Genomic DNA, 13497 nt, shown 5'->3' with positions numbered 1-13497 from the left:
TGCAAGGCGTTGCTGATCCGCTCGGCGATCGGCACGTAGCCCGTCGCGGCGCATGCTGGCCGAGGTGGTCCGGGCGGCATGCGCAGGACGATGGCCACTGCGCAGTGCCGGCTTAGCGGCGCGGACATGCGCTCGAGCGAAGGACGGTGCTGCGCGAGCGCGCCTGCGGTGGACCAGCCGCCGCAGGCACGGCCGCAGGCCACGCGTACGGCGCCGAATTGTGCGGGCGCACTATGCACATTCGGCGCACACGTTGTATGGTCATCGGGAATTGGTCATGCATAGGTCTCATCATCGGCCCGGCACGTGATGCCGTCGCTGCAAGGATGTCCGCTGCGTCGACCGCTTGCTGAAATCCCAGGGAGCTCCAGGTCATGCACACCCGCCGCGACATCCTTCAGTTGCTGGGCGCCAGCGCGGGCGCCGGCCTGCTCGCCGGCGCACTGCCCGCCTTCGCCGCCCCCGTTGCCGGCACCTCCACGGCTGCCGGCAACTTCGTCAGCAAGCGCCCGCCCAAGGCGCAGCGCCGCTTCGTCAGCAAGGCGGTCGAGCAGCAGATCGTGCAGATCAAGGCGCGCATCGCCGATCCCGAGCTGGCCTGGCTATTCGAGAACTGCTACCCCAACACGCTGGACACCACGGTGGAAACCGGCACCCGCAACGGCAAGCCGGACACCTTCGTCATCACCGGCGACATCCACGCGATGTGGCTGCGCGACTCCTCCGCCCAGGTGCACCCGTATGTGCCGCTGGCCAGGCGCGACCCTGCCTTGCGGCGCATGTTCCATGGCCTGATCCAGCGCCAGGCCGCCTGCATCCGGCTGGACCCGTACGCCAACGCCTTCCTGCCCGATGGCCAGACCCAGCGCCTGAAGTGGTCGCTCAACGACATCACCGAGATGAAGCCCGGCGTGGGCGAGCGCAAGTGGGAAATCGATTCGCTGTGCTACCCGATCCGCATCGCGCACGAATACTGGCGCGCCACCGGCGATGCCGCCCCGTTCGACGACGACTGGCGTGCGGCGATGCAGGTGGTGGTCAGGACCTTCCGCGAGCAGCAGCGCAAGGACAACCGCGGCCCCTACGTGTTCCAGCGCCCCTCGCCGTTGGCGACCGAGACCCTGGTGCTGGAAGGCTACGGCCAGCCGACCCAGCCAAACGGCATGATCCACTCGATGTTCCGCCCCTCCGACGATGCCTGCGTGTATCCGTTGTTCGTGCCGGCCAACCTGTTCGCGGTGGCCTCGCTGCGCCAGCTGGCGACGATGAGCACGGCCCTGCATCGCGATGCCGCGTTCGCCGCCGACTGCACCGCGCTGGCCGACGAAGTGGAAGCGGCGACACGCAAGTTCGGCCAGCAACGCGACGCCGATGGGCAGGCCTACTGGGCATTCGAAGTGGACGGTTACGGCAACCAGTTGTTTATCGACGACGCCAATGCCCCCGGCCTGCTCAGCCTGGCCTACCTGGGCTGCTGCGACCGCGCCGACCCGGTATTCCTGCGCACGCGCCAGCTGGCCTGGAGCGAACGCAACCCGTATTTCTCGCGCGGCAGCGCGGCCGAAGGCGTCGGCAGCCCGCACAGCGGCATGGGTACGATCTGGCCGATGTCGATCATCCAATACGCGCTGGTCAGCGACGACGACGCGCAACTGCGCCAATGCCTGCAGTGGCTCAAGACCACCCATGCCGGCACCGGTTTCATGCACGAGGCCTTCGACAAGGACAACCCGAGCAGCTTCACCCGCGACTGGTTCGCCTGGGCCAACACCTTGTTCGGCGAACTGATCATCGACCTGCACCAACGCAAACCCCAGCTGCTGCGCAGCGCCTGATTTTGCGAAGGGCCCGCCCTTCCAACGCGGAACTGCAGAGCGCTTGATCTTCCCTTCTCCCGCCGGGAGAAGGTGCCCGAAGGGCGGATGAGGGTACGGCCCGCCCCACTTCGTGACATCCAAGAGCACATCACCATGGCAACACGACGCGGTTTTCTCCAAGGCGCCATCGCGGCGGCACTGTTCGGCAGCGCCGGCCTCTCCGGGCTGGCGCGCGCACGCGCCGGCAACTACGCACTGCCGGCCGATGCGCGCACCCGCGCCGAGCTCACCCGCCATGTCGATGTGTTCATCGGCACCGGCGGCCATGGCCACACCTTCCCCGGTGCGACCCTGCCGTTCGGCATGGTGCAGCTGAGTCCGGACACCTACAACGCGGTATGGGATTCGTGCTCCGGCTATCACGAGTCCGACGGCTCGATCATGGGCTTCTCGCACACGCACCTGTCCGGCACCGGCATCGGCGACATGCTGGATTTTCTGCTGGTGCCCGCCACCGGCGAAGTGAAGCTGGTGCCCGGCGCACTCGACGCACCGGACAGCGGTTACCGCTCGCGCTACGACCATGCCGACGAAGCCGCCTCGCCCGGGTATTACCGCGTGCGGCTCAAGGACAGCGGCGTACATGCCGAACTCACTGCCACCGCGCGCGCCGGCCTGCACCGCTACCACTTTCCCCAGGGCAAGCCGGCGCATGTGCTGCTGGACCTGTGCCACGGCATGCAGGACAAACCCGGCATCCCCACCCGCATCACCGACGCGCAACTGCGCGTGGTCGACGACCGCACGCTCACCGGTGGCCGGCGCGTCTATCAATGGGCGCAGGGGCGCTACATCTATTTCGCGATGCGGCTGTCGCGGCCGTTCAAGCAAGTGCAGCTGTACAACGAAGACCAACCGCTGGCCGCAGGCACGCGCAACGTGGACGGCGTGCATCTCAAGGCCGCACTGCACTACCCCGACGCAGCCGACGCACCGTTGCTGATCAAGGTCGGCATCTCCGCCGTCAGCGCCGACAATGCGCTGGCCAACCTGGATGCGGAACTGCCGGACTTCGACTTCGCCCGCGTGCATGCGCAAGCCGTGGCCGCCTGGGAAAAGGAACTGGCACGCGTACGCATCGACAGCGATGACGACGCGCAACGCCGCATCTTCTACACCGGCCTGTATCACAGCCTGCTCGCGCCCACCCTTTTCAGCGATGTGGATGGCCGCTACCGCGGCATGGACCTGCAGATCCACACCGCCCCCAAGGGCTATCACAACTACAGTACCTACTCGCTGTGGGACACCTACCGTGCCGCGCATCCGCTGCTCACCCTGGTGCAGCCCGAGCGCGTGCCGGACCTGCTGCAATGCCTGGTGCGCGGCGCCAACGAATGCCCGGACGGCGCGGGCATCTGGCCGCTGCAAGGTGTGGAAACCGGCTGCATGATCGGCTACCACTCGGCGGTGGTGCTGGCCGAGGCGCATGCCAAGGGTTTCACCGGCATCGACTACACCGCCGCTTGGCCGGCCTACCGCAAGCGCGCCATGGACGACACCACCCATGGCCTGGCGTACTACCGCAAGCTCGGCTATATCCCCGCCGACAAGGTGGACGAAGCGGTCAGCCGCACGCTGGAATACGCCTACGACGACTGGGCCTGCGCGCATCTGGCGCAGGCCGCCGGTGCCACCGACGATGCACGCGCACTGCGCGAGCGCTCGCGCAATTACCGCAACGTGTTTAATCGCGACAGCGGCTTCGTGCAGGCGCGTCTGGAAGACGGTAGCTGGGCCACGCCGTTCGACCCGCGCGGCATGGGCCACATCAGCAAGTGGCGCGATTTCACCGAATCCAACGCCTGGCAGGCCAGCTTCCTCAACCAGCACGATCTGTACGGCTACATGGACCTGTACGGCGGCCGCGACGGCTTCGTCGCCAAGCTCGACGAGCTGTTTTCCACCAGCTCCGAACTGCCCGCCGATGCGCCACCGGATATCGACGGCCTGGTCGGCCAGTACGCGCACGGCAACGAACCCAGCCATCATGTGGCCTATCTGTTTGCGTACGCCGGCCAGCCGTACAAGACCCAGGCGATGGTGCGCCGGCTGCTGCGCGAGCAATACCACGACGCACGCAACGGCCTGTCCGGCAACGAGGATTGCGGGCAGATGAGTGCCTGGTTCGTGCTCAGCGCGCTCGGGCTGTATGCGGTGGACCCAGTCAGCGGCAACTACGTCCTCGGCAGCCCGCTGTTCAAGCGCGCAGAACTCGATGTCGGCAACGGCCGCACGCTGCGCATTGTCGCCAACAACAGCAGCGCGCAGAACGTGTATGTGCAGGCGCTGAGCTGGAACGGCAAACCGACCAACCGCAGCTGGATGCGGCATGCCGACCTGGCCGCTGGCGGCACGCTGGAATTCACCATGGGCGCCAAACCGAACCTGGCCTTCGGCGCGAACAAGGAAGATCTGCCGCCTTCGTTTGCTTGAAGTCTGTTCTTGCCCGTCACTCGTCACTCGTTACCGCCGAGAATCGCCCATGTTGCGCAGCACCCTCAGCCCCCTCGTCCTGGCCCTCGCGCTGGCGCTTCCCGTCGCCGCCAGTGCCGCCGACACCCACAGCTGGCCCAGCTTCGGCACCCAGGGCACGCAGTTCGTGCGCGACGGCAAGCCGTATCAACTGCTCTCCGGCGCCATCCATTTCCAGCGCATCCCGCGTGACTACTGGAAGGACCGCCTGCAGAAGGCGCGCGCACTGGGCTTGAACACGGTGGAGACCTACGTGTTCTGGAACCTGGTCGAGCCGCAGCAGGGCCGGTTCGACTTCACCGGCAACAACGACGTGGCCGCGTTCGTACGCGAGGCCGCCGCGCAAGGCCTCAACGTGATCCTGCGGCCCGGCCCCTACACCTGCGCCGAGTGGGAAGCCGGCGGCTACCCCGCCTGGTTGTTCGGCAAGGACAACATCCGTGTGCGCAGCCGCGACCCGCGCTTCCTCGCCGCCAGCCAGGCCTATCTGGATGCCGTGTCCCAACAGGTGCGTCCGCTGCTCAATCACAACGGCGGGCCGATCATCGCCGTGCAGGTCGAGAACGAATACGGCTCCTACGACGACGACCATGCCTACATGGCCGACAACCGCGCCATGTACGTCAAGGCCGGCTTCGACGACGCCTTGCTGTTCACCTCCGACGGCGCCGACATGCTCGCCAACGGCACCTTGCCGGACACCCTGGCGGTGGTGAACTTCGCCCCCGGCGAGGCCAAAAGCGCGTTCGACAAACTGATCAAGTTTCGTCCCGACCAACCGCGCATGGTCGGCGAATACTGGGCCGGCTGGTTCGACCACTGGGGCAAGCCGCACGCCAGCACCGACGCCAAACAACAGACCGAAGAACTGGAGTGGATCCTGCGCCAGGGGCATTCGGCCAACCTCTACATGTTCATCGGCGGCACCAGTTTCGGCTTCATGAATGGTGCCAATTTCCAGGGCAATCCCAGCGACCATTACGCCCCGCAGACCACCAGCTACGACTACGACGCCATCCTCGACGAAGCCGGCCGCCCCACCCCCAAGTTCGCGCTGATGCGCGACGCCATCGCCCGCGTCACCGGCGTGCAACCGCCCGCGCTGCCCAAGCCGATCGCGATCACGGCGCTGCCGGAGACGCCGCTGCGCGAATCCGCCTCGCTGTGGGATAACCTGCCCGCGCCGATCGCCATCGACACCCCGCAGCCGATGGAGCACTTCGGCCAGGACTACGGCTACATCCTCTACCGCACCACCGTCACCGGCCCGCGCAAGGGGCCGCTGTACCTGGGCGAGGTGCGCGATGTGGCGCGGGTGTATGTCGACCAGAAGCCGGTCGGCAGTGTCGAGCGCCGGCTGCAGCAGGTCTCCACCGATGTGGATATTCCGGCCGGCCAGCACACGCTGGATGTCCTGGTCGAAAACAGCGGCCGCATCAACTACGGCCCGCGCATGGCCGACGGCCGCGCCGGGCTGGTCGACCCGGTGCTGCTGGACAACCAGCAGCTCACCGGCTGGCAGGCCTTCCCGCTGCCGATGCGTTCGCCCGACAGCATCCGCGGCTGGACCCGCAACCCCGTCGCAGGCCCGGCCTTCCATCGCGGCACGCTGCGCATCGGCACACCGACCGACACCTATCTGGACATGCGCGCCTTCGGCAAGGGCGTGGCCTGGGCCAACGGCGTCAACCTGGGCCGCCACTGGGCCATCGGCCCGCAGCGGGCGTTGTATTTCCCTGCCCCGTTCCAGCGCAAGGGCGACAACGCCGTGGTGGTGTTCGACCTGGACAGCACCGCCAAGCCCGGCGTGCGCGGCCTGCAGCAGCAGGTGTGGATCACGCCGAAGGAGTAACCGGCACGCGGATGCTGGGCCGCTGGCGATCGCGCACCGGCCTGGCCCGGCGTAGCGATCGAAAGCCGCACGCCCATGCCCACCGACGCCCAAACCAACCGCCAGGCAACCCGCCGGGCGCCCCCGGAGCGACGCCCCTTCAGACCGCCGCGCGCCCGCCGCTATCTGGAGGTCCGCTGCCCGCGCAGCGTCTGCTACCAATTGTGGTATCGGACCGATCGCATTCCAGGCAAGATCACCGGCTCACGCCGTTGTGGAAGGCAGTGGCGCATTCCCGTCGTCCTATCGGGCGACGGTCAGATCGTGAGTTCCAGGAGCGTTTCATGTCGTCGTCCACCGTTACGCAAGACCCTGTCTCCGCGGTTCCGGAGCAGACCCAGCACGCCTTCGCCGAACACGTCCACAGCAAGCCCGCGCCCAGCCAGCCGATCGGCAGCACCGAAGCGGCGCACCTGATGACCTTCCTGTGCCAGACCCACTCGGCCAAGCAGCCGCAGATCCTGCTGCCGCCGCAGGCGCGCGACGACGACGCGGCCTGAGTGCGACGACGCTCGCGTCAGCAATGGCGATAGCAACATTGGCGACAGCACTGCCGCTGTCGCCAGCCGCCATTATTTGCCGGTGTTGAACGCATTGAGCACGGTGAGCAGACTGGTCAGATTGTCGGCGACACCCGCCTGCGCGACCTTCGCGACATCCGCCGCCGAGGCGGTCGTATCAAGGCTGTAGATCTGCATCACGCCCTGGTTGGTGGCGGCCTGCGACAGGGTGTTTTGCTGCTGTTGTACCGATACCGCGTTCTGAAACAGGATGTCGGTCGAATGCGCCATGCTCTGGTAGATCGTGCTCGTGGCCATTGCAGGCGCCTCGCCAATGACCTTGACGTTGGACTGCGTGACAGCATCGGTGATCTGGTCGTTGACTGATGTTGGAAAAGCCATACGTGTGCTCCTGAGTGGACGGATACACGGTACTGCGCGTTGTTGCACGCCAATCGGCCCTGACAGCCGGTCGCAGCTGTTTACCGCGTCGCAGTGCGCCGACCAAACACCAGGCACACCGCACACCATGTCATCTCGATAACGGCCTGCTCGCGTACGACTGAATCCCCGCAACGCCGCTTCGCGATGGACGTCGCAGGCGCAGCAAAGTCCTGCGTCATGGCGGTGGGCAGGATCAGCGCGGTCAGGCCGAGTGCAGCCAGCCAGCGCAACGGGAAAGTGGGCGTGACGACATCGCGTGTCCTCGCCGTGGTGGGCGACGACGGCCCCGGGATAACCAGAGCACATGGTATTTAATAGATAATAAATAGGTATCTTTAAAATCCGCACAGGACTTCACCACGATGCTCCCGTCACGCCTGCTGACCTGCCTTGTTGCGAGCCTTGCCGCTTGCACAGTTCAAGCCGAATCGCCCATGCCGACGCCTTCGCCCATCGTGCTCAGCGAGTTCATCGCCGACCCGGCACCGACACCGCAGGCGCACGCCTCCACGCTGCTGGAAACCCGCGACGGCACGCTGCTGGCGGCCTGGTTCGGCGGCGCGCACGAGGGAGCGGCCGATGTCGGTATCTGGCTCGCACAACGCGGCGTGCAGCACTGGCAGTCGCCACGACGCATCGCCGATGGCGCGCATGCAGGCACCAATGGCGCCGCGCTGCCGGCCTGGAATCCGGTGCTGTTCCAGTCCGGCACCGGCCCGGTGCAGCTGTACTACAAGCTCGGCCCGAATCCGCGCGATTGGTGGGGCCTGCGCACCACCTCCGATGACGATGGTGCGCACTGGTCGCCGCCGCAGCGCCTGCCCGACGGCATTCTCGGCCCGATCAAGAACAAGCCGGTGCAATTGCCGAGTGGACGCATCCTTGCGCCCAGCAGCAGCGAAGACCGCGGCTGGCGCGCGCATCTGGAATGGAGCGACGACGACGGCGCGCACTGGCAGCGCGGCATGCCGCTCAACGACCCGAGTGTGATCGGTGCGATCCAGCCCAGCGTCCTGCTGCACGCAGACGGGCGCGTGCAGGTGCTCGGGCGCAGCCAGCAGAACAAGTTGTTCAGTACCTTCTCGCAGGATGGCGGCCTGCATTGGCAACCGATGCAGTTGCTGGATGTGGAGAACCCCAACTCCGGCACCGACGCAGTGATGCTGCACGACGGCCGCGCCCTGCTGGTCTATAACCCCGGTATCGCCGGCAAGGACTGGTGGGATGGTCGCGGCACGCTTGCGGTGGCGCTATCGACCGACGGCGTGCATTGGCAACGTGCCCTCACGCTGGAAAACAGCGCAAAAGACGAGTTCTCCTATCCGGCGGTGATCCAGACCCGCGATGGCCTGGTCCATATCAGCTACACCTGGAAGCGCCAACGCATCAAGCATGTCGTCCTGGATCCGACACGACTTGGCAGCGAGGCAGATGACATGAGATCACCGCAGTCATTGCCCGGAAGTGCGCAATAGATCGTACGATCGAGGGCGCGGTGCCCTCGCCGCTTGCGGGACACGGCATAAACCTGTCCGTGGATGCTCCTTGGCGGCATCCATCATGCTCTGCTTGCAAACACGCACACCGACCATCTCGACAGGTCCTTGTCCGCCCGCCGTCGCGGGACCTTACGCGGCATGGATGCCGCGTAAGAGCCTACAAGGACGTACTTGCGGCGTGTCCTGCGATGGTGGGCGGGCAAGGGCCCTGCAACCAAGCACCAGATCAGACGCTTTGCGTTCGCTGCTTCCACAGTGCCCCGTCTGAGCTCAACACAACATGCTCTTAAGCTTTGCCGCCGTTTCAACGAAGCAAAGCCTGGTGGTCGTGCGCTGATAGAACTGCACAAGCGACTCGCAGACCGCCGCTCCCGCTCTTGTCCATGCATACCGACCATCTCGACAGGTCCTTGTCCGCCCACCGTCGCGGGACCTTACGCGGCATGGATGCCGCGTAAGAGCCTACAAGGACGTACTTGCGGCGTGTCCTGCGATGGTGGGCGGGCAAGGGCCCGGCAGCCAAGTTACAGCTCACATGCCACGTCTTCGCTTCACCTAAATTGCCCAGCCATAGCGTGCAAAAAGGTCCAGCTCACGTGCTCCACAATCGGCACACGCGCCTCACAGCTCCTGCAGCAACCCCACGATCCGCCGCACACGCGCCACATCGGTACGCTGGTAGTCGCCGCCCAGATCGGAGATGTACGCATGCGGCGCATGCACCTGCGCCGCAACCGGCCCACGTGAGGAGGCATGGAACTCGCGCGCGCCGGTGTTGGCGCGCAGCGCACGCACATTGCTTTCGGACACGCCCGCACCCGGCATGATACTGATGCGGTCGCCCGCCTGCCGCACCAATGCGGCAATGGTGTCGACACCTTCAAGCGCGCTCGCACGCGCACCGGAGGTCAGCACACGCTCGCAACCCAGCGTGATTGCGTCTTCCAGCGCGCGTGACGGATCGGCACTGACGTCGATCGCACGATGAAAGGTCACGCCCAGCGAACCGGCTGCGGCGATCAACACCCGCATCGTGCCCATGTCGACCTGCCCGTGCGGATCCAGCGCGCCCAGCACCACGCCATCGCATCCCAGCCGCACGCATTGCTCCACATCGCGCCGCATCACCTCGACCTCCGCCGCGTCGAAAACGAAGTCGCCTACGCGCGGACGGATCAATACGTATAGCGGAATCTGCAATCGCTCACGCACCACTGCCAGCGTGCCGAACGATGGCGTCAGCCCGCCGCCATCCAGGCCCCCGCAGAGTTCGACCCGCATCGCACCGCCTTCCTGCGCCGCCAATGCCGACCCCACCGAATCGGCGGCCACTTCCAGCCCCAACGCACTCATGCTGCAGGCTCGGTGGTGTAGTGGCTTTCGCCGGGCACCAGCAGATCCTGCCGCTGCGCATCGCAGACCGCGTAACTGAAACCCTTCTGGATCGCAAACGCCCCCACCTCGCCGCGCTTGTTCATCGCCAGAAATCCTACCTGCAAGGTGCGGGTGAGTTCGGGCTTGCGCCGGATCAGCCGCATCACCACCTCGCGGCAGGCATCGGCCGGCGACTTGCCCTGGCGCATCATTTCCACCACCGCAAAACTGCCGACATTGCGGATCACCTCTTCGCCGACGCCGGTCGAGGTCGCACCGCCCACCTCGTTGTCCACGTACAGGCCCGCGCCGATGATCGGGCTGTCGCCGACCCGGCCGTGCATCTTCCACGCCATGCCGCTGGTGGTGCACGCGCCGGACAGGTTGCCGTGCGCATCCAGCGCCAGCATGCCAATGGTGTCGTGATTGTCCTTGCCGCCCGGCAGCTTCGCATCGCGCCAGGCGCGGTTTTCGATATTGGCTTCCGGCGAATACTTCGAGGTCTTCAACCACTCTTTCCACGCCGCTTCCGAGCTGGGCGTGAGCAGCTTGGTCTGCGGAAATCCCTGCTCCAGCGCGAACTGCCGCGCGCCATCGCCGACCAGCATCACATGCGGGGTTTTTTCCATCACCGCGCGCGCCACCGAAATCGCATGCACCACATCTTCCAGCGCCGCCACCGAGCCGCAATTGCCCAGGTGATCCATGATGCAGGCGTCCAGCGTCACCCGGCCGTCGCGGTCCGGATAGCCGCCCAGCCCCACGGTGGGATTGCTCGGGTCCGCTTCGGGCACCCGCACGCCGGCTTCCACCGCATCCAGTGCGATACCGCCGCTGCCAAGAATTTTCCAGGCCGCCTGATTGGCGGCAATGCCGAAATCCCAGGTGGAAATCACCCGCGCCGCGCCGCGCGGCAGCGCGGTAACGCGTCCGGCCGTGCCGGCACCGGCGGCGGCCTGCGCACGTGCGCCCCACCCGGCCAGGCCGGAAGCGATCGCACCAAGCGTGGCGCTCTTGAGGAAGTGACGACGTTGGATCATCCGGGCGAACTCCATGCAGGAAGAAGACAGGCAACCGCCGTGCGCGGCCATAGCCTTCCATCATGCGGCAGCACCGCGCGCGGATAAACCGCCCTGCGCCGCCCAGCAGTGCGGATTCGCGCATAACGCGCAGCACTGACTGTAAAGCCCCTCTCCCACAGCGGCGAGAAGGCACGGCTTGCGCGCGGGCCTTGGAGCGCCCGCGCTGCTGGCTAGGGCCGGGGCGCGGAGCGGAGGTCGGGGTGAGGGTACGGGGCGATCGGCAGCGCCCTGCAGCGCCGTGCCCTCATCCGGCGCTAGGCGCCACCTTCTTCCAATGGGAGAAGGGAAGCATCAAGCCCCTCTCCAACGGGAGAGGGGTTGGGTGAGGGTACGCAGACAAGTGATGCCCGTCGCCCAGCCATCCCCAGCGAGCACGGCACAGCAGCACTCAGCAGCGATCAAAAAAATCTTCACCCCAGTTAACCCCGTTTGCCGCACTGGCCCGTTTACTCAACAGAGGCGCAGTGCACGGCGACCTCGGGCGGTCCGTTGTTCACCCATCCCTCTTCGCCACGCAAAGGATTCCCATGCCCCGTCACAGCCTTCTTGCGCTCGCCTTGCTGCTGAGCGCCTGCTCGCACGAGCCGACCGAACCGAACAGCGACAGCTCGCGCGCCACCGTGCTACCTGCCACCGCGCAGCCATCGCCATCCACCGCTTCGACACCCGCGCAGATCGAGGGCAGTCTCGCAGCGCCTGCCCCCGCCCACCCCATGCAGCCGCCGTCTTTGCCGAGTCCAGCACCGGCACCATCGCCATCCGCGATGCCGATGCCAATGCCGATGCCAGCAGCGCCCATCGCACTTGAGGCCTCCGTTGCACAGCGGGCGCCAAGCGCCAAGTGGGTCGCACAACGCCCAATGCTCGACAACCGCATGCCGATGCCGCCGCTCCTGCCGGCACCGGCCGAAGACCGCGAAACCTATCAAACGCTACGCGACAACCCGATCGTGCAGACCGCGGCGAATCCGGTGTCCACCTTCAGCATCGACGTGGACACCGGCAGCTACAACAATGTGCGACGCTTCCTGAGCGCAGGCACGCTGCCGCCGGTGGACGCCGTGCGTGTGGAAGAGCTGATCAACTACTTCCGCTACGACGACCCCGCACCCACCAACGGCCAACCGTTCGCCGTGCGCACCGAACTGGCGCCCACGCCCTGGAACAACGACAGCCTGCTGTTGCGCGTCGGCATTGCCGGCCGCGACATCGCCACCGCCGATCTGCCGCCGGCCAACCTGGTGTTTCTGGTCGATGTCTCCGGCTCGATGGACTCGCCCGACAAACTGCCGCTGCTGGAATCCTCGCTCAAGCTGCTGGTGCGTCAGTTGCGGGCGAAAGATCGCATCACCCTGGTGACCTATGCCGGCAACACCGCAGTCGTGCTGCCGCCCACGCCCGGCGACCAGCAGGGCCGCATCATCGAAGCCATCGACAGCCTGCAATCGGGCGGATCCACCGCCGGCGCCAGCGGCATCGAACTGGCCTACAGGGCTGCCCAGCAAGCCTATCTGCGCGGCGGCATCAACCGCATCCTGCTCGCCACCGATGGCGACTTCAATGTCGGCGTCACCGACTTCGATCAGCTCAAGGGCATGGTCGCCGAGAAGCGGCGCTCCGGCGTGGCGCTGTCCACGCTCGGCTTCGGCACCGGCAACTACAACGACACGCTGATGGAACAGCTGGCCGACACCGGCGACGGTGCCTACGCCTACATCGACTCGTCGCTGGAAGCACGCAAGGTACTGACCCATGAGCTCGGCGCCACGCTGGCTACGATCGCGCGCGACGTCAAGATCCAGGTCGAATTCAATCCGGACATGGTCAAGGAATACCGCCTGATCGGCTATGAAAACCGCGCACTGCAACGCGAGGACTTCAACAACGACCAGGTCGATGCAGGCGAGATCGGCGCCGGCCACACCGTCACCGCGCTGTATGAAATCACCCCGACCGACGGCCACGCATCGGTGGACCCGTTGCGCTATGCCAACACCCCCACACCTCGAAAAGTGCGTGCAATCGACAGCGAACTGGCACACGTCAAACTGCGCTACAAACTGCCCGATGCACAACGCAGCCAATTGCTCGACACGGTGGTCCGCAGCAATCAGCGCCGGGCCTTGAACGCCACCAGCGATGCCTTCCGCTTTTCCGCCGCAGTGGCCGGGTTCGGTCAGCGCCTGCGTGGCGGCACTCAGCTGCACGGCTGGGATTATCCGCGGGTGCGCGCCCTGGCCGCGGCCAGCCTGGGCAGCGACCGCTTCGGCTACCGCGCCGATTTCCTGCAGCTGGTGCAGCAGGCCGATGCACTGAGTAGCCGGCCAATCGCAACCACCGACTGATGCGCGCGGC

The 13497-nt window shown here is 66.2% G+C and carries 10 protein-coding genes; 6 read left to right on the top strand and 4 right to left on the bottom strand.

Translation table 11 applies throughout. The annotated features are described in order from the left end of the window. Positions 1-374: 374 nt before the first annotated feature. The 4 genes from GGR73_RS10415 to GGR73_RS10400 all read left to right on the top strand — a co-directional run bounded on the left by GGR73_RS10415 (position 375) and on the right by GGR73_RS10400 (position 6743). Positions 375-1835 carry a glycoside hydrolase family 125 protein gene (locus GGR73_RS10415; RefSeq protein ID WP_184456804.1) on the top strand — a complete coding sequence of 487 codons (1461 nt, stop codon included), beginning with the start codon at positions 375-377 and terminating at the stop codon, positions 1833-1835. A 135-nt stretch (positions 1836-1970) separates the two neighbouring features. Further along, the gene (locus tag GGR73_RS10410; RefSeq protein WP_184456802.1) at positions 1971-4313 is read left to right on the top strand and encodes a GH92 family glycosyl hydrolase; all 2343 of its coding nucleotides are present in this window, start codon (positions 1971-1973) and stop codon (positions 4311-4313) included. Between the two features lie 49 nt (positions 4314-4362). Then, positions 4363-6204 carry a glycoside hydrolase family 35 protein gene (locus GGR73_RS10405; protein WP_184456800.1) on the top strand — a complete coding sequence of 614 codons (1842 nt, stop codon included), beginning with the start codon at positions 4363-4365 and terminating at the stop codon, positions 6202-6204. A gap of 323 nt (positions 6205-6527) precedes the next feature. Continuing rightward, positions 6528-6743, top strand: a complete 216-nt coding sequence (locus tag GGR73_RS10400; protein ID WP_016904393.1) for a hypothetical protein — start codon at positions 6528-6530, stop codon at positions 6741-6743. Positions 6744-6815: 72 nt separating this feature from the next. Here the strand turns inward: GGR73_RS10400 and GGR73_RS10395 are convergent, their stop codons facing one another. Continuing rightward, on the bottom strand, positions 6816-7145 hold the full coding sequence (locus tag GGR73_RS10395; protein ID WP_126966186.1) for a RebB family R body protein: 330 nt from the start codon (positions 7143-7145) through the stop codon (positions 6816-6818). 404 nt (positions 7146-7549) lie between these two features. Between GGR73_RS10395 and GGR73_RS10390 the strand changes: the two genes are divergently transcribed. After that, positions 7550-8662 carry a sialidase family protein gene (locus GGR73_RS10390; protein ID WP_184456798.1) on the top strand — a complete coding sequence of 371 codons (1113 nt, stop codon included), beginning with the start codon at positions 7550-7552 and terminating at the stop codon, positions 8660-8662. Positions 8663-9307: 645 nt separating this feature from the next. On the opposite strand, the gene GGR73_RS10385 is transcribed toward GGR73_RS10390, so the two are convergent. The 3 genes from GGR73_RS10385 to GGR73_RS20305 form a co-directional block, all read right to left on the bottom strand. Further along, entirely contained in the window at positions 9308-10039 is a 732-nt protein-coding gene (locus GGR73_RS10385) for a copper homeostasis protein CutC (protein WP_024940207.1), read from the bottom strand. Beyond that, a complete protein-coding gene (locus GGR73_RS10380) occupies positions 10036-11100 on the bottom strand; it encodes a N(4)-(beta-N-acetylglucosaminyl)-L-asparaginase (protein ID WP_046346022.1) in 1065 nt (354 codons plus the stop codon). Before GGR73_RS10380 ends, GGR73_RS10385 begins: the two co-directional genes overlap by 4 nt. A gap of 577 nt (positions 11101-11677) precedes the next feature. Further along, entirely contained in the window at positions 11678-11941 is a 264-nt protein-coding gene (locus GGR73_RS20305; RefSeq protein ID WP_456362949.1) for a hypothetical protein, read from the bottom strand. Positions 11942-12002: 61 nt separating this feature from the next. On the opposite strand from GGR73_RS20305, the gene GGR73_RS10375 reads away from it, so the two are divergent. After that, complete coding sequence (locus GGR73_RS10375) at positions 12003-13487, top strand: vWA domain-containing protein (RefSeq protein ID WP_456362948.1); 1485 nt, start codon at positions 12003-12005, stop codon at positions 13485-13487. The last annotated feature ends 10 nt before the right edge of the window (positions 13488-13497 follow it).

It is taken from the genome of Xanthomonas sp. F14, assembly GCF_014199865.1.
Note: the sequence above shows the minus strand (reverse complement) of the source record. Positions and strands in the feature narration are given on the sequence as shown.

Coding starts and splice junctions, on each gene's coding strand:
- GGR73_RS10380 (WP_046346022.1), bottom strand. CDS start 11,100: ATGATCCAACGTCGTCACTTCCTCAAGAGCGCCACGCTTGGTGCGATC.
- GGR73_RS10390 (WP_184456798.1), top strand. CDS start 7,550: ATGCTCCCGTCACGCCTGCTGACCTGCCTTGTTGCGAGCCTTGCCGCT.
- GGR73_RS10400 (WP_016904393.1), top strand. CDS start 6,528: ATGTCGTCGTCCACCGTTACGCAAGACCCTGTCTCCGCGGTTCCGGAG.
- GGR73_RS10410 (WP_184456802.1), top strand. CDS start 1,971: ATGGCAACACGACGCGGTTTTCTCCAAGGCGCCATCGCGGCGGCACTG.
- GGR73_RS10385 (WP_024940207.1), bottom strand. CDS start 10,039: ATGAGTGCGTTGGGGCTGGAAGTGGCCGCCGATTCGGTGGGGTCGGCA.
- GGR73_RS10375 (WP_456362948.1), top strand. CDS start 12,003: ATGCTCGACAACCGCATGCCGATGCCGCCGCTCCTGCCGGCACCGGCC.
- GGR73_RS10395 (WP_126966186.1), bottom strand. CDS start 7,145: ATGGCTTTTCCAACATCAGTCAACGACCAGATCACCGATGCTGTCACG.
- GGR73_RS10405 (WP_184456800.1), top strand. CDS start 4,363: ATGTTGCGCAGCACCCTCAGCCCCCTCGTCCTGGCCCTCGCGCTGGCG.
- GGR73_RS20305 (WP_456362949.1), bottom strand. CDS start 11,941: ATGGGCGCTGCTGGCATCGGCATTGGCATCGGCATCGCGGATGGCGAT.
- GGR73_RS10415 (WP_184456804.1), top strand. CDS start 375: ATGCACACCCGCCGCGACATCCTTCAGTTGCTGGGCGCCAGCGCGGGC.